Source organism: Pradoshia sp. Z6_59 (assembly GCF_058267515.1).
Window position 1 is genome coordinate 81,283 of the sequence record NZ_JBZCPP010000007.1, and the last position, 17,913, is coordinate 99,195.

Annotated in this window: 17 protein-coding genes; 11 read left to right on the top strand and 6 right to left on the bottom strand. The window is 35.4% G+C overall.

What is annotated here, in order from left to right; all coding sequences use genetic code 11:
• Positions 1–302 precede the first annotated feature (302 nt).
• The 3 genes from AC4D4B_RS09290 (at position 303) to AC4D4B_RS09300 (ending at position 1,724) form a co-directional block, all read left to right on the top strand.
• On the top strand, positions 303–1,175 hold the full coding sequence (locus AC4D4B_RS09290) for a glycoside hydrolase family 73 protein (protein WP_490994499.1): 873 nt from the start codon (positions 303–305) through the stop codon (positions 1,173–1,175).
• A 208-nt stretch (positions 1,176–1,383) separates the two neighbouring features.
• The gene (locus tag AC4D4B_RS09295) at positions 1,384–1,563 is read left to right on the top strand and encodes a hypothetical protein (RefSeq protein WP_490999764.1); all 180 of its coding nucleotides are present in this window, start codon (positions 1,384–1,386) and stop codon (positions 1,561–1,563) included.
• A gap of 47 nt (positions 1,564–1,610) precedes the next feature.
• Complete coding sequence (locus AC4D4B_RS09300) at positions 1,611–1,724, top strand: DUF3221 domain-containing protein (protein ID WP_490999842.1); 114 nt, start codon at positions 1,611–1,613, stop codon at positions 1,722–1,724.
• Between the two features lie 420 nt (positions 1,725–2,144).
• Here AC4D4B_RS09300 and AC4D4B_RS09305 read toward each other — a convergent pair whose 3' ends face one another.
• Together AC4D4B_RS09305 and AC4D4B_RS09310 are read right to left on the bottom strand one after the other, a co-directional pair.
• Positions 2,145–3,359, bottom strand: coding sequence for an MFS transporter (locus AC4D4B_RS09305; protein WP_490999765.1), 1,215 nt, complete (start codon positions 3,357–3,359; stop codon positions 2,145–2,147).
• The gene (locus AC4D4B_RS09310) at positions 3,356–4,399 is read right to left on the bottom strand and encodes an ArsR/SmtB family transcription factor (RefSeq protein WP_490999766.1); all 1,044 of its coding nucleotides are present in this window, start codon (positions 4,397–4,399) and stop codon (positions 3,356–3,358) included. Before AC4D4B_RS09310 ends, AC4D4B_RS09305 begins: the two co-directional genes overlap by 4 nt.
• A gap of 264 nt (positions 4,400–4,663) precedes the next feature.
• Between AC4D4B_RS09310 and AC4D4B_RS09315 the strand changes: the two genes are divergently transcribed.
• A complete protein-coding gene (locus AC4D4B_RS09315) occupies positions 4,664–5,302 on the top strand; it encodes a hypothetical protein (RefSeq protein ID WP_490999767.1) in 639 nt (212 codons plus the stop codon).
• A gap of 106 nt (positions 5,303–5,408) precedes the next feature.
• Here the strand turns inward: AC4D4B_RS09315 and AC4D4B_RS09320 are convergent, their stop codons facing one another.
• Entirely contained in the window at positions 5,409–6,191 is a 783-nt protein-coding gene (locus tag AC4D4B_RS09320; protein WP_490994504.1) for an FxLYD domain-containing protein, read from the bottom strand.
• 679 nt (positions 6,192–6,870) lie between these two features.
• Complete coding sequence (gene ilvD, locus AC4D4B_RS09325) at positions 6,871–8,559, bottom strand: dihydroxy-acid dehydratase (RefSeq protein WP_490999843.1); 1,689 nt, start codon at positions 8,557–8,559, stop codon at positions 6,871–6,873.
• A gap of 231 nt (positions 8,560–8,790) precedes the next feature.
• On the opposite strand from ilvD, the gene AC4D4B_RS09330 reads away from it, so the two are divergent.
• Positions 8,791–9,951 (top strand): mechanosensitive ion channel family protein, encoded by a 1,161-nt coding sequence (locus AC4D4B_RS09330; protein ID WP_490994505.1) that lies wholly within the window; start codon positions 8,791–8,793, stop codon positions 9,949–9,951.
• A 106-nt stretch (positions 9,952–10,057) separates the two neighbouring features.
• Here AC4D4B_RS09330 and AC4D4B_RS09335 read toward each other — a convergent pair whose 3' ends face one another.
• Positions 10,058–11,191, bottom strand: a complete 1,134-nt coding sequence (locus AC4D4B_RS09335; protein WP_490999768.1) for a DUF2515 family protein — start codon at positions 11,189–11,191, stop codon at positions 10,058–10,060.
• A gap of 230 nt (positions 11,192–11,421) precedes the next feature.
• Between AC4D4B_RS09335 and AC4D4B_RS09340 the strand changes: the two genes are divergently transcribed.
• Positions 11,422–12,756, top strand: a complete 1,335-nt coding sequence (locus AC4D4B_RS09340; RefSeq protein ID WP_490999769.1) for a multi antimicrobial extrusion protein MatE — start codon at positions 11,422–11,424, stop codon at positions 12,754–12,756.
• A 141-nt stretch (positions 12,757–12,897) separates the two neighbouring features.
• Here the strand turns inward: AC4D4B_RS09340 and AC4D4B_RS09345 are convergent, their stop codons facing one another.
• Complete coding sequence (locus tag AC4D4B_RS09345; protein WP_490999770.1) at positions 12,898–13,392, bottom strand: hypothetical protein; 495 nt, start codon at positions 13,390–13,392, stop codon at positions 12,898–12,900.
• 540 nt (positions 13,393–13,932) lie between these two features.
• Here AC4D4B_RS09345 and AC4D4B_RS09350 point away from each other — a divergent pair.
• From AC4D4B_RS09350 to AC4D4B_RS09370, 5 genes are all read left to right on the top strand, one after another.
• Complete coding sequence (locus AC4D4B_RS09350; RefSeq protein ID WP_490999771.1) at positions 13,933–14,517, top strand: TerD family protein; 585 nt, start codon at positions 13,933–13,935, stop codon at positions 14,515–14,517.
• A 33-nt stretch (positions 14,518–14,550) separates the two neighbouring features.
• Positions 14,551–15,132, top strand: a complete 582-nt coding sequence (locus AC4D4B_RS09355; RefSeq protein WP_066103765.1) for a TerD family protein — start codon at positions 14,551–14,553, stop codon at positions 15,130–15,132.
• A gap of 54 nt (positions 15,133–15,186) precedes the next feature.
• Positions 15,187–15,765, top strand: coding sequence for a TerD family protein (locus AC4D4B_RS09360; RefSeq protein WP_490994510.1), 579 nt, complete (start codon positions 15,187–15,189; stop codon positions 15,763–15,765).
• A 74-nt stretch (positions 15,766–15,839) separates the two neighbouring features.
• Positions 15,840–16,625 (top strand): TerC family protein, encoded by a 786-nt coding sequence (locus AC4D4B_RS09365; RefSeq protein WP_490999772.1) that lies wholly within the window; start codon positions 15,840–15,842, stop codon positions 16,623–16,625.
• A gap of 78 nt (positions 16,626–16,703) precedes the next feature.
• On the top strand, positions 16,704–17,912 hold the full coding sequence (locus tag AC4D4B_RS09370; protein ID WP_490999773.1) for an HpcH/HpaI aldolase/citrate lyase family protein: 1,209 nt from the start codon (positions 16,704–16,706) through the stop codon (positions 17,910–17,912).
• Position 17,913: the final 1 nt, after the last annotated feature.

Consider the following 17,913-nt stretch of genomic DNA (forward strand, 5'->3'; position numbering starts at 1 on the left):
TTAAAATATTAGATTTTAATAACAGGATAATATTTTTAGTCGAAATAAAAATTTCATGGTTTTTTCTATCCAAACTATTATTCTGTATTTAGATAAAGAGGTGATGATGGGTACTAAACAATGAGTTTATTCTAATAGATTACCAACCATTACATATTATTGAAGAAACTTTCATTTAAAGTTTTCCTCAATTTGATACAATATAATTTGATAACGTACTAGATAACGTTTATAGTAGTTATCTACTGCTTATCCTGACTTTCTTCCGGTTAAATGTCGAATTGTCAAAAGGAGAAAATCAAATGAAACCTTTAAAGTTAGTATTCTTCGCAATGATTGCGTTTATGATATTTGTTCTTTGGAAAATGTTCCCGACTGAGCAAAAGACTTTTATTACGAATGATCGAATGAAGGAAATTCAGTCAATAGTGGATGATGCAAGTAAAGGAAAAGTCCAGGCCAACTGGCAAAATGTCGCTGCTATTGCAGCTATTGAATATAATATAGACACTGCAGCGCCTTACAATATCGAACAAACAACTAATCTGTTTATCGAAAGAGAAGGAAACGAATATAAGCTTAAAAATATTGAAGAAGTAATGGATACGTTAAATTATACAGATGAACAGAAATCTCAGGTGAAATCCTATATAACCTACTTGGATTCATTTAAAAAAGGTAATAAAAGCAATCAATATGAATTTATTGCTAAAATAGAAAGTGCCGCTGTAGATAATTATAAGGAATATGGTATATTGCCATCCATTACAATTGCGCAGGCTATCCTGGAATCTGAATGGGGAAAATCAGGACTGTCTCAGAAGTATAATAACTTGTTTGGCATTAAAGGCCATAACTGGGATGGGGCCGTTGCAAGCATGGACACAACGGAATTTCATAATCAAAAAACGAAAAGTGATTTCAGAGCCTATAATTCGATTGATGAGTCCATCGATGACCATGGTGCATTTCTAAAAGAAAATCAACGTTATGAAAAGCATGGCCTTTTTGAGGCTAACACCTATATGGAACAGGCTCAAGCATTGGAGGATGCCGGCTACAGTACGGCTGAGAATGAAAAAGGCGAAAAAATATACAGTAAAATGTTAACCGATATAATTCAGCAATATCAGCTACAGCTAATTGATAGCAATGTCACTTCAGATAAATTATAAAAACAAGCGTATGTGTCATTTTGCACATACGCTTGTTTTTTATTCTTAATAGGTGATTTTTGGATTAACTGCATAGAATTAAAATCGACTCTCTTAATGGGAATCGGTCTTTTTTTTGACCGTAATCTCTCTATCTGCGAAGATTTACGACAAAAGGATGTTTACGCAATGCGGAATTATTGATAAAAGAGAGATAGGAGGTGGTAGTATGAGCAAAAAGTGGAAGTGGATTCTTTCAGTTGGTTCGTTCGGATTGGTCGCCATCATCATCTTTCAAACCATCGACGAAAACAAAGGTCCTGGAATCGAAGGTACTATTATTCTTGGTAATAACGGGTCAACCCATATTGTGCTGGATTCAAATTTTAAGGACGACGACGGGAATTAACCCTTCGCGAAATCCGCGCCAAATACAAGAACGTCCGCAGGCTTTCCATTCACCAAAGCACCTACACCGGCAAACTGAAACACGGACAAAAGGTCAGAGTTTGGATAAATCATGTGGACGAATCCTTCCCGCCGATTTATAGGGCGACAAAGATTGAATAATTGTAAGAATATTGTTGCATGAGGAAGTACTAACTAACTCAAAATTTCATTTAGAGATTCACCAATTACCTACATACGAAATCATTTGGAACGTTGAATCAATACTCGGAAAACTATATTCCACCTCTTTCGGTTCAAAACGATTTCTTGAAAATAATGTGGAAAAATTTGAACAGGAGCTTAGAGAAGCCCTGCTAGATGTTTGTCAGTCGGGAGAATATAAAGAAACAGTAACATTGTCTGTAATTTTAGGCATAAAGAATCAATAGATAAGGAAGTTATTTCTTTGATGTTCAGCCATAAAGGAGGAGGCAATAGAGTTCATAAAAAGGGCTGGTGTTTATGGTTTTTGTCTCAATCATTCAATGGATAAACCGAGAATCACATCTGGAATCCTCGGTTTACTTATCATTCAATCCTTTACTTTACTTGTATAAAGGATGTGCTTCCTGTGTTCTTGAGAGTTATAAAAAAGTAAAATAAACCGGGAACAAAAATGATCGTTCCGATTATTAGAAATACCGGCCTTACCCCTAAATCCCAAAATGGAGAGGAGGCAAACAGAATTCCTAATGGCATAGTGAGCCGGAGGAAAAATAATCGAACGGAGCTCAATTGTGCTAAACGTTCTTTTGCTACACCTTTTTGAAACATGGCGGCACTTTGTGCATTAAACAAAGGAAATAATATACCTCCACTTAGTTCACACAACCATGCATAAGGAATGGAATGTGTGAAAAATAATAATATAAAAGATAAGCCTCCACCCATTAAACCGATGTACATGAACAAAGGGGATTTAGGAAGTCTTATTAATACCCATGTGCCAATAACATACCCAACAGGAAAGGCTGCAGAAAAGATCGCATACTCCCAATATTCTCCGTCCAAGCTTCCTCTAATAAAAGGGACGCTTAAAACCATCGTGGCTCCCACGGCAAATTGAACGGTAGAAGAGAGAAGCGTCAATCGGAAAAGACCTGGATATTGAAAAAACATTTTATATCCTTCCTTCATCTCTTTCCACCAAAATCGCTTTGTCCAGGCAGATACGGTCTGTTTAGTATTCTCTGGCAGACGTTTAAGAGAAAGAAAGCTTATAAAGAACATAATTGCAGAAAAGACATAGATGAAGTGAATGGGGATGAACAATAAAAATAAGGAGGCAGCTCCCGGTGCGAGAAAGCTCATAAGACGAAGTGTGCCGTCCAATAATGCATTAGCATTTACCAGTTCCTTGTCCTCACAAAGCTCCGGAAGAAGGGAGAAAGAGAGACTTACATAAATAGGCTGCATTAAACCCAGTAAGCATTGCAATATGAATAAACCGATAATAGCGCCATTCTCTGAGAGAAAAATAAAACCCAATAAGGGAAGTAAATAAGCGAATGAGCGAATCAGCTGTATATTTCGCAAAAGCTTTTCTTTAACCATGTAATTTAAGAATGGAGAGCTGATGCATTGTAAAATTAACGAAGGGATAAAATAAATCAGCCAAAGTATACCCATCCATTCTTTCGAATCGGTCAATTCATATAGTAGCAATCCATTGACAATTCCACCAGCTGCTCCACCTAATTCAGAAACAATTTCTCCAATCCAAAGTGCTTTAAACGATTTTGAATAGTTTTTCATAAAGAGTTACCCAAATAATGAAATAGCTTAGTTGAAAAATCTTTAAGCTGAGTGGCATTAATTGAATAGATTCCTTTATCTGCACGAATAAATTTAGCCGATTTTAAAATGGAAAGCTGATGATGCAGAGTTGTCTTTGAAATTAAAAATTGGAAGCTTAATCCCTGCAGGGACATTGGACCTTTAATTAATTGATAAAGCAGCTTTAATCGAAGCTCATCCCCAAGTGCTTTATGGCCAGTAATTAATTCCTGTGAAGGGACATCTGATTGCCTAAAATAGTCTTCTTTCACTGGAAAGAAAATCAGTTTGGTATCTACTGTGCGAATTTCGAGTATCCATGGTCGGTAAGAAACATGAGGGACCATCTTAACAGTCCATACGGAAGGTTCCGGTATATAATTCGCTCTGCCGCTAATTTGCTCTATGATCTCAGTTGGATTCTTTGCTTCCAATGATTGATGCTGTTTTTCTTCAAATTCCAGTGCTTTTAGCCATTTACTCCATTCCTCGAAGCTGCTTACCCAATGATGCCACCCATCTATAATGGCTTGATAGAGGGCACATATCTCTTTGAATTTATATTTACCGAGATTAAGAACGTAGTCTTCCAAATAATCATGATCTGAAAAATGTTTACTATACTCTGTAAACAAATGCTTTTCCTTATAATTCGTCGCTGTTTTTATACGGGATTCTTCACAGACCCGATTTTTATAAGGTAGTACAGTTTCGTAAAAAGTATTTGGCGAAATTTCAGCCAAAGCATCTAGAAACTCGTGAATAGAGGATGAAGAAAATTTTGCTTGTAGCATTATAAGCCCATACCAAAGGTTTGTATTTTCGATTTCTTTTAAATCCTTAGCAAGAGATATTGGCAGTTTGTTTTCCCAAGAGGACCATATGGCTTCCTGCTCAAAGGTATGCCGCATCTTTTCATGAGTATAGCCAGCTATACCAAGGATGACTTCCCAAATAGGTGAAGATTCTACTTGTATAGATAACGTTTCTATCGATTCAAACGAATAAAGATCTTTCATTCCATCCCCTCCATTTTTTTGGAATATATATAAATTCTAAATTAGTTGAATTATATATTCAATATATTTTGAAAATTAATTCATTTCAATGTTGATTAATCGATTTAAATTTGTGTTTATTTAGACTTGCTAGTTTCATATACTGTTTTTTTATCTTCACTTTATTTCCATATTATGAAAAAATGATAGGGAGAATAAATTTTAAAAGGAGTAATTTTCTTGGGTCTAGCATAATGGCTGTTCTCTTCTTTTACAAAAAAACAAATGATGATTGGCATAAGTGTCATTCTTTTATTTACCTTATTGCATATAATCCTGATCGTTTATGATCAATCAAAAGTAAACACCATTCGGAGTCTTTCGCCTGACTCAACACATACATTATTAATGAAAGAGAATAAACTTACTGGAGAAACGCGCTATTTTAGAGTCTATTATCATCTTTTTGCTCGTGAAAAGGATACACTTCCTTATCAGACAAAAGGAGACTTTTCCGTCAAATGGCTGGCTGATGATGTTGCGGCAGTTACATATAAAGCGAAAGATAATAAAGTTCATCAGTATATTGGGACATATGGATACAGAGGAGATCGAAATTATAAAAATGTAGGTCCAACTCTATCAGGTAAATGGATAAGTTACCGAGGAGAAATCCTGGTAGATACACAAGGAATTCATATCAGGGTAGAAGAGGAATCTAGTGATTATACTTGGGAAGAAGTTGTCCAATTTGGAACCCTAGCCGTTGTATTAGTTAAAAATGATGAAGCAAAATGGACAATATCATTGGACAAAAACTTCCATGACAATTCAAACAGCTCTTTGCCGCCATCCGGAAATATTACTTTATATAAAGCTAATTTTTCTTTGCATGAACCAATACAGTTTCAGCATTCATTTTAAAAAATACAATGTAAAAAGCACTTCTTTAAAAATGTTGCATTTTTATTCTAAGACATAGACAGAGCCTATTCTATTAATAGGAAGAATAGAATAGGCTCTTAATTAATTATTCAATTATAATATCGTAGTCCGCAGTCCATTCCATCTTACTGACTTCCTTATCAGTTTGGAATTCTAGTTTGATTTTTTGATTTGGTTTCCATACATTAGAGTGATAAATTTGTGCTGTATCTACAACTACACCGTCCTTGTCCATTAAATCAATCTCTAATTCTAAGTAATCCATGGCTACTCCAGATGTATTTTCTACAACTGCACTATATTCATACCAATCATGCTCCTTAGTTGGAGCAAATTTTATGTTTTTAATCATTTCATCAATTTTAGTTTTGTATTCTTTTTCTGTATTTACAATTTGTGCATTCGTCTTTAAGTCAGCAAATCCATCTTCATCCAACTTAATATTATATTCTTCCTGGAGTTGTAATAGGACCGTACTACGTAAATCATACCCCTCAGACCAAAGAGTACTATATTTATCCAGATCTACATTTATATATTTCACTGCTTCTTTTTGTTTTTCCAACCCCTCTAAATATTTTTCAGCTAGGGCTTGTAATTTTACATCATTGAACTGTTTATCATTATATTTTGCTAATATGTCAGTTTCAGAACTAACAAGTTTTGTATAATGTTCTTTTTCATCAGTTTCTTCAGTTACTTCCTTATCAGCAAGCTTCCAACGTGCGGCAGTAGCTTTTTCTATATCCTTTAAGAACGCTTGATCAACGCTATCCTTTTTAGATTCTTTAGTATCTTCGTTCCCACACGCAGATAAAACAAGTAATAAAACGATAAAGGCAGAAAAAATAGATGTTAGTTTTTTCACTGTAAATCCTCCTTTATAATTATATTTATATAATTATTTTAAATCCTTTTATATACATTTGTCATCAGAATAAAATTAAAAATAAACTGTTGTCTGTGTAGTCACTTGAAAAAAGGTTTGTGAGGAAGGGGAAGGCTGTCAATGCTATAATGGGAGGATAATAATGATATAAGACAATATTATTTAACGATATCTTAAGGAAAATGATTTGGATGAAATAAGCAAATATGACAGCACAAAAACTTAGGTGTTTTCTATACCAAAAAAGGGCCAACGATTAAATATTTGAGAAGATTGTTTTTTACTAATGTGACATATTGACGGAAGCGGAATAGAAAAGACGGCTTTATTGTAATGGGGATAAATTTATAATTGCAGGTCAGAATACTAAATAAATAGCATTAAAGGAAGTTGGAATATGAAAAACTAATAAAGTTGTTTTTTTAGAGAGGAGTTAGTTGAAGCTGTTTGAGGCTGTGGTATCTTGATATATACAAAATGGTAATTCGTAAATCATAAACGGCTAGTCAAAATAGAGCCAGCGAGGATGATTGCAAATCAGAGTATTAGCTATTTTTATTATCGGAGCGATTGTGAAATAATAGTAGTTGGCTTAAGAAATAGCCTTATAAAAAGACAAAAAAAGGGGTATAAACCGCAGTTTATACCCCTTTCATCACTAAATTTTCATAACGCCTCCCGTACTGGCGGAAGTGACGAGTTTCGAATATCGTGCCAGATAGCCGGTCTTGACCTTTGGCTCAAAACCTTTCCAATTCGCTCGGCGGACTTCAAATTCCTCGTCTGAGATCTCCAGTTGAATGGTACGTTTATTCATATCGAGTTCAATGATATCGCCATTTTCAACAAAGGCAATGGGGCCGCCTTCAGCCGCTTCAGGTGATATGTGGCCAATGCTGATTCCTCTTGAGGCACCTGAAAAACGTCCGTCTGTAATTAAGCCTACTTTTGCGCCCAATCCTCTTCCGACAATTTGCGAGGTAGGAGCAAGCATTTCCGGCATACCGGGACCGCCTTTTGGGCCTTCATAACGAATGACGACTACATCTCCTTCTTTTACTTTACCGGTAATGATACCTGATAAAGCATCCTCCTGAGAATCGAAACAAATAGCAGGGCCTCTGTGATAGCCGCCAACTTCGGGATCGACCGCTCCAACTTTAATAATTGAACCATTTGGTGCAAGATTGCCAAACAGTACAGCCAAGCCGCCACGTTCAGAATGTGGATTGCTTAAAGGACGAATTACATCATAATCTAAAATCTCACAGCCCAGCACGTTTTCTCTCAATGTTTGGCCAGAGACAGTTATACATTCTCCGTTTAAAGCACCCGGCTTTTTCAGCAATTCATTAATAATAGCACTGACACCACCGGCATTATGTACATCCTCAATATGATAATCAGATGCCGGCGCTATTTTTGCCAAATGGGGGACTCGGCTGGCAATCTCATTAATACGCTCAATCGGGTATTCGAATCCAGCTTCATGAGCCAATGCGAGAGTATGAAGGACTGTATTCGTTGAACCACCCATGGCCATGTCAAGAGCAAATGCATTATCAATTGTATCGATGGTCACGATATCACGCGGTTTAATGTCTGTTTTGATGAGCTGCATCAGCTGTTTGGCTGATTGTCTGACAAAATCCTTTCTTTCCTCTGCAACGGCAAGGATTGTCCCGTTACCAGGTAAAGCTAAACCTAAGCCTTCCGCTAAGCAATTCATTGAGTTCGCGGTGAACATTCCGGAACATGAACCGCATGTTGGACAGGCGACCTGTTCAAGCTCCTGCAGTCGCTCTTCATCAATTTGTCCGGATTGATAGGCACCGACACCTTCAAAAACGGAAGTGAGGGAGAGGGAGTTGCCATCTTTATCTTTACCAGCTTTCATTGGTCCGCCACTGACGAAAATAGTTGGGATATTGACACGAAGAGCAGCCATCATCATACCAGGTGTGATTTTGTCACAGTTTGGAATACAAACCATTCCATCAAACCAATGCGCTGATACGACTGTTTCAATAGAATCCGCAATAATTTCACGACTCGGCAAAGAATAACGCATGCCGATATGGCCCATAGCAATCCCATCATCGACACCAATAGTATTGAATTCAAACGGAACCCCACCCGCTTCACGGATTGCTTCCTTTACAATCTTTCCGAATTCCTGCAGATGTACATGACCAGGAACGATGTCAATATAGGAATTGCAAACCGCGATGAATGGTTTTCCAAAATCCTCTTCACTTACACCAGCCGCTCTCAGTAAGCTTCTATGTGGAGCGCGATCTATTCCTTTTTTTATCATATTACTACGCATTTCAGTCATGACAATCATCTCCAATTAGGTAAATTTATCTGTATATTTAGAATTATTCAACATTTTAACATTAAATGAAGTAATATCCTATCATAATTGGAAAAGAATTATATTTTTTATATAAATATCGTAAATTGCTGATGTAACTTTCATACTTGTTGAAACTCTCTTCGTTTGAAGACACATTATTTTCATTTTATTGAAAATCAGGGTAAAATAATGCGTATTACTTACATGATGTTTCATAATATGGATAAAAATTCTGACTTGGTAGTAGAACTTCAATCAAGACAGAAAGGATTTGATCGTTTGTTAGATTACAAGTTAATGGTCACTTTATATGAAGGAGACTATGAGAAATGGGTTAACACTGGGATTGCATTAGGGATTGTTTTGCTATTCATCCTTTTTAGGAAGCTAGTTACGAAGTATGTCTTTCAGTTGATATTAAAATTGAGAGAGGATAAGCCAAATGATTTATTTATTCAAGTTTTTAAAAGCTTTGAAAAACCGATCAGTTGGCTGTTTATTATCATTGGTCTGTACATAGGGGTAAAGTACTTTCCATTCATCAATCAACATAATCCTTTTTTCTTAAAATTATTGCGTTCAATGATTATCTTTTTGATTACCTGGGGATTATTTAATTTGTCCTCACCTTCACAAGGTATTTTATTAAATATTAATGAGAAAATGAATCAAAAAATCGATTTGATCCTCATTCCCTTTATATCCAGAGCCATGAGAGTGATTATCGTAGCCATCAGCATTAGTATTATCGGTCAAGAATTTGATTATGACGTAAATGGATTGGTAGCCGGTCTTGGTTTGGGTGGTTTAGCTTTTGCCTTAGCAGCTAAAGACGCTGTTGGTAATTTAATTGGCGGAATTGTAATCGTCACAGAAAAACCTTTTTCTATCGGTGATTGGATTTTAACATCTAATGTTGAAGGAACTGTGGAGGATATAAACTTTAGAAGTACAAAGGTTCGTACATTCAGCCAGGCGTTAGTGACTGTACCCAATGCTACGCTGGCCAGCGATGCAATCACGAACTGGAGTCGAATGGGAAAACGAAAAATCGATTTTCATTTGGACGTCGCCTACCAAAGGGAGACAGATCAACTTGATAATCTAATAGAGGAAATTAAACATTTGCTGCGCTCACATCAAGGTGTTCATCAGGACACCATTGTCGTAGCCTTCGATCAATTTAAAGATCATTATATAAAAATACTAGTTTATTTCTTTACAAATACTACTGCTTGGGAAGAACATGTCCAAATTAAACATCAAATCAATTTAAGTATCATGCAGCTGTTAGAAAAAGAGGGGATATCTTTGGCAGTGCCTCTGCAAAAAGTTTCAGTTGATCCTGAGTTTTCATTAATAAAAGAAAGATCAAATTAAGTCATTTTGATATACCACTGTGAATTATACGATTCATAGTGGTATATTTTTTTATTAAGAGTATTCACTATAACAGTGCTGGGAAACCTTAGATATTAACCATAATTTAAAAAAGAGGGAATACATTCTTTGCCATACATGCCATCTCCAACTTCTCCAGTGTTTTACAATAATCAACTTCTACATTTTCAATAGTTTGATTCATACTTGGAACCATTTCCTTTACAATCATTGAATCCTTATACCATTCTGTATATTGAGGTGGCGAGTGCGAGACGTCTTTCCATACATATGAGAGTGAAGGGCTATAAAAGTGAGGAGACCCAGATAGCAGCCTGCATTCTCTTAATCGAACTTTATACTTTTTTCCTGGAAATTCTTCATTTATATCATTAAAAAGATGTGGCCAATAATCCTTTCTTGAGCCTGTATGCGGCGTATTTAATGCCCATTGTTCAATTTTTTTCAAACTACTATCATCAAATAAACACGTATACAAATCCTTTCCAATTTGAATTCGGCTATCGAGCTGTTCAAAGTGATGGATCGTTTTACCCACAAAACTGATCTTCGTATTATTTTTCAAATAAGGAAAGAGAATTTGATTCATCGATAAATGATCCTGTAGAGAAAATTCGGGTTTTACAAGTACCTGATTATGGATATTGGGTTCTTTTATGAGTGTTTCTTCTAAATGATTTTGTTCATTTATGATAAGCGCCACCGTTAGAAGAGCTGAATCTTTATATTGCCAAAAGTAAGTCCAAACCGTTTCCATATACGCTGAAACAAATAAATGAGGCAATAAGTAGGAGAGATTCCGACCGTATTTAAGTGATTCTTCATACATGAGTAATTGAGGATAGGCATCATTAAAAATCAACCAATTGCCCCGTTCTAAAAATAAAAAGAATGTTGCAGCTTCCTTTTTCTCCAGCAATCTTGATAAACAAGTACCCTTTAAGTCAGTCATATTCCATCCGGCATTTCTGGAAACCATATGGGCAAGAAATGGCCAGTGGATCTCTGGATGGTTTTGATAAAAAGAAAGATAGGCTTTAGTCCTGGTAATATTATTCTGATTGGCCAAGCTTGTTTTTTCACGTATCATTCTTAAAATCATTTCATCTTCATGCGTCATTTTGTGTATTACTTTCTTATTTTGATCAAGCATCTTTTTCATTTCAGTTAATGTTCCAGATAATTCTGTTTTTTTCTTCTTAAACCAGGGAAAGGACATAAATATATCTCCTTCTAATAAAAAATAAATTAAAGGTGCTCTATTTTATTCTTTGCAAATTCGGCTTATACATATGCATAGAGCGTTTAGATAGACGATTCCCGCTTGGGAGGAATAATCTAATTTAATGAGCAGCATGAATGGCTTGATGATTTGTTCAGTTTCCGCATGAGAGTGAACATATTAGTTTTGTTATAAATTGTTTGATCGAAAAGAAGTGAGGTTACGACATGAAACAACAAAAAGCATCAGCGGAATATACATTAGGGAAAATATTGTTATTCTTTATCCCATTGGCTTTGTCAGCTAGTTTGACTTCGGTATCTCACGTTATTATTAACGGGACACTTAGTCGAGCTGAAGCAGCGGAGGTCATTATATCCAACTATGCAATTGCTTTTTCACTGTTTAGTATTATGGAAAGACCGGCACTAGTATTCAGACAAACAAGCTCAGCGTTAGCAAAAGGGAAGTCGACCTTCCAGGCTATTTGCTCTTTTTTTATAAAAATCATTGTTGCTTTAATGCTTATTTGTATGTTAATTGCGTTTTCACCGCTTGGAGAATGGCTATTCACTCATTTATTTAATGCAGAACCTGAAAATTTGTCAGCTTTAATGAATACATTTAAGGTATTAGCAGTCGTAATTTTACTATCAGGTATCCGTACGTTATATCAAGGAATTATGATTAATCATCTTGAAACAAAATGGGTGACCTATGGTGTGATTATTCGCCTCATTGGTATGATTGCAATCGCATTGTATTTCATCCATTATTCGGATTTACTATCAAGCATAGCCGGAGCCATCATTTTTTTAACTGGTATGTTAATCGAATGTGTAATCAGTATTTGGAGAGGCCATCGTTTAATAAAGACAGACAAACTGGATGAAGAAGATGAACAACCATTGACCCAAAAAGAGATTGGAAAGTTTTATACGCCATTGGTCTTTTACTTATCCTTTCAAACACTTGTAACACCTATCATTTATGCTTGTTTAAGCTTTATTGACAATGTTAATCTCGGAATAGCTTCTTTTGCTCTTGCCTTTAGTGTAACGAATTTGATCATCAGCTTTTTTATGTACACCCATCAGGTCGTTCTTCAATTTCATGATACAAACAAAAAAGCGGTCTTTCAGTGTATTGTGATTTTTAGTATAGTTCCTACAACGTTATTGCTTATATTATGCTATACACCTGCAGGCTTCTGGTTTATGGATACCATCTTTGGCACAACCGGTACATTGGCTAAAGAGACATTGCAGGTGCTGCAATTCTTTATTATAAAAACCTTTGTTTTTCCTTGGGTGGATTACTTTGGCGGCATTTTAATGCTAAACAAGAAAACAGGGGCTATGTTAAAGCCACAACTTTATAATCTGATTACGGTTGTAATTATTTTAGTGACATTTGTTGTCCTGTTCCCTTCATTAAATGGAAGAGCGGGTGCCATAGCTGCTTCTCTTGGGGAATTGGTTGGCTTAGTATTCGTTTATATGGTGGTGCAAAAATATAATAAGGACATAGATAAGCAAGCTACTCAAATGGAATCCATGTAGAAGAAGGGAGGTTATTCAGATGAATAATCTCTTTTTTTGCAGCTAAAAGACTCATAACATGAGAAAGAGTGATGAGAGTAAATATTCTTTGTATCCAACTTATCTGTTATACATATTTCCCCTAAATCATTAGTACTTTTATTACTTTTCTTCCTGTTCTAATTTCTCTAATGCCAGTTTAATTTGTACATTGCCTGCCTCCAACAAAGGGGTAGTTTTTAATAGCTCTTCCTTATTGAACGACTCCAAACAATGTTTAATCAAATCAATGACTACTCTGATGGTTGTAATTCCTTCTTCGTAGGTGGTTATCGTTTTTGTATACTTGCTGATTAATTCATCACTCATTTTAGTAGTTTCGAGTGCATAATAGTTTGTGGCAAAGGACAAATTAGCTACTATTGATTGCAGTTCATTTTTCCACTGCGTATCTTTGAAGTCTATTTGATTTAACGTCATTTCCAATTCATGTGAGGAGGCTTTAATATCTGCGGCTGTATCGGTACAGATCCTAATGAAGTTGCTTTCTTCAATGTTGTGTAAAGGTAATCTTCCTACCTCAGGCTGTTTAATGTTTGGATAGTTACTGCATCCAGCAGATAATACAATCACTAAAGCAATTAAAATCCTCTTCATTCAACCTCTACTCCTTTCATAAAGATTCTTTCCACCATCAATAACTACTATTTTTCAGTTAATGGGTAATTCCTGTCTAGTTAGACCTCAATGTCCTGCTATTAATGTCTATCATAACGGCAATATACCACCATCATTTAGTTTTACTATATATATTCATTTATTGAATGTATATTGTTGCCGGTATGACGATATTTAGTACTTACTAAATTAGTAATCTTTATTTCCTGTAAATGAAGAGTCTAAATTGATGAAAAGCATCCAGGGAAAAGAAGAATAAAAGGTTATAACTGGAAGAGATAATAATACAAAACGCCTAAAAATTCGACAAATATAAAGTATCTCATGGAAATTAATATAAAAAGTTGTAAATGTAAGGTATTTTTAGTTATTATAGTAAATATATAGCGCTTTACTAGTTAATGAATTCATAAACTAGTAAATATTAACTAACGAAATTTATTGATTTATGTAAATATTCGTTGTTTCACCCATGGCTACTATACAGAAAATCCAAAATGAAAGAAGGAGAGAACGTTAATGGCTATAAGCTTACAAAAAGGACAACGAATTGACCTGACAAAAGGTAATGCGAATCTAAATACGATTATGGTTGGTTTAGGCTGGGATCCAGTAAAGAAAAAAGGCGGCTTCTTTAGCAGAAGTGCCGATGTAGACTGTGATGCATCAGTTATTATGCTGAGTGCAGATAAATTACAGAACAATAAAGATCTTGTATATTTTGGGAATAAAAAAAGTGCGTGTAGTTCTGTTATTCATTCAGGAGACAACTTAACTGGGGATGGCGATGGTGATGATGAAACCATTAAAATCAGCTTAAAATCCGTTCCTAATACATACAACAAATTAGTTTTTGTCGTAAACATTTATAACTGTGTTCAAAGAAAACAAGACTTCGGCATGATTGAGAATGCTTATATACGTGTTATGAATCACGATACAGGTGAAGAATTAGTTCGATTTAATTTATCCGATAATTATGCTGGATTAACAACATTGATTACAGGCGAAATTTATCGTCACAATTCAGAATGGAAGTTTGCTGCTATTGGTGATGGAACAAAAGATAGCAGTCTATCGGAGATTTGCAGCAAATATCAATAATAAATTTTAATTAAAATACTGGAGGGAATTAAAATGGCAATTTCATTATCAAAAGGACAAAAAGTAGATCTTACAAAAACAAATCCTGGTTTAACAAAAGTAATCGTAGGTTTAGGATGGGACGTAAATAAATATGATGGCGGACACGATTTTGACCTTGATGCATCCGTATTTCTTTTGAATGAAAGCGGAAAAGTATCCGGCGGAGAAGATTTTGTTTTCTATAATAATACAACAGGTGGTGCTGGTTCCGTAACTCACTCGGGTGACAACTTAACTGGAGAAGGTGACGGCGATGATGAACAGGTTAAAATCTCAATCCAAAGTATTCCTCAAAGTATACAAAAAGTTGCTTTTGCTGTAACCATCCATGATGCTGATTCCAGAAGTCAAAACTTTGGTATGGTTTCAAATGCATTCATTCGAATTGTGAACGAAGAAACGAATGAAGAACTGATCAGATATGATTTGGGAGAAGATTTTAGCATTGAAACTGCCGTTGTTGTAGGTGAATTATATCGCCATCAAGGAGAATGGAAATTTAGTGCGATCGGTTCCGGTTATCAAGGCGGTTTAGCTGCTCTATGCAATGACTATGGATTACAAATAGGATAATAACATTCGTTTATTAAATAGTAATTTACGAATTTGAGAGGTGTGATTTTGCACATGGCTATCCAACTAAGTAAAGGTCAACGTATTGATCTGACTAAAAATGATCCAACATTACAAAAAATCGTTGTAGGTTTAGGATGGGATGTTAAAAATTTTGATGGAGGTCAAGATTTTGACTTGGATGCCTCTGCATTCATCTTAAATGCTTCCGGCAAATGCCGTAACGATTTCGATTTCATTTTTTATAATAATCTTCAAAGTACGGACGGTTCCGTTACCCATACTGGAGATAACAGAACTGGAGAAGGGGATGGCGATGATGAACAAATCAAAATCGATCTTTCTAAAATCCCTGCTGATGTAAACAAAATTGCTATTACAGTAACGATTCATGATGCTGAAAATCGCCGTCAAAATTTTGGACAAGTTACCAACGCTTTTGTACGTCTAGTAAATGAAGATACGGGCGCTGAGGTTTTACGTTATGACCTTGGAGAAGATTTCAGTATTGAAACAGCTGTCGTATTTTGTGAGATTTATAGACATAATCTTGATTGGAAGTTCAATGCGGTTGGTTCCGGTTATCAAGGCGGGTTACACTCATTGGTTAAAGCATATGGCTTAAGCGTTTAAGAATTAGTGATTAGTTAGGGGGAATTATTTCTTTCCCCCATTATTTTTAAGATATACAACGGAGGGTTAACACTTTGGAAATTTTAGAACAAATCTTAAGTACGTATGCTTTATTCTTTGACTTGGACATGTGGGCGGACGTATTAACTGATCCTGTAGCATGGGGACTAATTGGTTCCTTAGTAATAATAGAAGGATTATTATCCGCTGATAATGCCCTTGTTCTGGCTGTTTTAGTAAAGCATCTTCCTGAAAAACAACGTAAAAGAGCACTTATGTATGGGATGTTCGGTGCCTACTTCTTCCGTTTCATATTTATTGGAATAGGCGTATACCTCGTTAAATTTTGGTTCATTAAAGTTTTAGGTGCTGCGTACTTAGCATGGATCGTAATCCAGCATTTCAGGTCAAAAGCCGGAGATGGCGAAGACGGCGTGAAACAATTTAATAAGAATTCATGGCTTACACGTACAATCGGAGTATTTTGGAGCACGGTTGTTTCAGTAGAATTAATGGATATTGCGTTCTCAGTGGATTCTATTTTAGCTGCGTTTGCGATATCTGATCAAGTATGGGTGCTTTTGGTTGGCGGTATGTTAGGAATCCTAATGATGCGTACGGTTGCCGGTGTATTCTTAACATTAATTGAACGGGTACCTGAACTCGAAACTACTGCATTTATACTTATTGGGATTATTTCAGCAAAAATGTTTGCAAGTGTTTTTGGGTTTCATGTATCTCATTATGTATTTTTTGCGATTATCATTGTCGCTTTTCTCGCAACTTTTATCATTCATTATATCAATAAAGGTAAAAATGTTGATAAAAACACGGAAATCGCTGCATCTAAAGATAAATAATAAGATCTGGCTTAAATTAAAGACGGCTACTGTGTTCGTAAACAGTAGTCTTTATTTTTATATGAAAGGAGCATAAGAATGCAACATTTCAGCTATGAATCATCCATAAAAATGAAAGAGATTTTTTATATGGAACCGGAGCCTTTTACGAAATACACAGATAAAGAGGTTCTTGCTTATGCCCTTGGGGCCACTCTTTATATGCCTGCTATAAAAGAAAATATTGCAATGGATATCATTAATAAAAAGTATCAAGAGCTTACTTCATTAGTGATTGATTTGGAAGACTCAGTGGCTGATTGTATAGTTGTGGATGCTGAAAACAAATTATTGGAACATCTCTGTATACTATCTGAGCATCTTGAGGAAAACAAAATAAGTATGGATGAACTGCCGCTTATTTTTATAAGAGTGCGGGATCCAATCCAAATGAGACGAATAACTAAACTAATTAACGATTATTTGTACATTCTGACAGGATTTGTTTTCCCAAAATTCAATTTTGAAAATGGGAAAGAATTTTTAGCAATCCTGGATGAACTCAATAAAAACAATAGCTTACTATATGGTATGCCTATATTGGAGTCAGCTGAAATTATTTATAAAGAAACCAGAATGGTTGCTCTATTAAAAATAAAAGAATTACTGGATTCATATAAGAAATATATATTAAACATCCGGATAGGAGCTACTGATTTTTCTGGTTTATTTGGTATACGGAGAAAAGTAGACACCACTATTTATGATGTGTCGGTGATTAGAGATTGTATCACGGATATTATCAATCTCTTTACCAGACAAGGTGATGAATATGTAGTTTCCGGGCCAGTTTGGGAGTTCTTCTCAAAAGATAACCGTATCTTAAAACCAACACTGCGTGTATCCCCTTTTCAAAGAAGATATGGCAGCTCCGGTCTAGTAAAGCGGACTGAATTAATCAATGAATATTTAGATGGATTAATTAACGAAGTCCTCCTCGATAAATTGAATGGAATTAACGGAAAAACCATTATACATCCTACGCATATTAAAGCAGTGCATTCTTTGTATACCATTACACATGAAGAATATATAGATGCGATAAGCATCCTAGCAAACCGCGAAGGGGAAGCAGGGGTTTTAAAAAGCATGTATGAAAATAAAATGAATGAAATAAAACCCCATTATTATTGGGCGAAAAAAATCTTACTCCGTGCCAAGGTATTCGGTGTATATAATGTTGATCAAGATTTTACTAGTTTACTCCTAAATCAAGGACATGATGAACAAATTCTAGAGGTGAAATGAA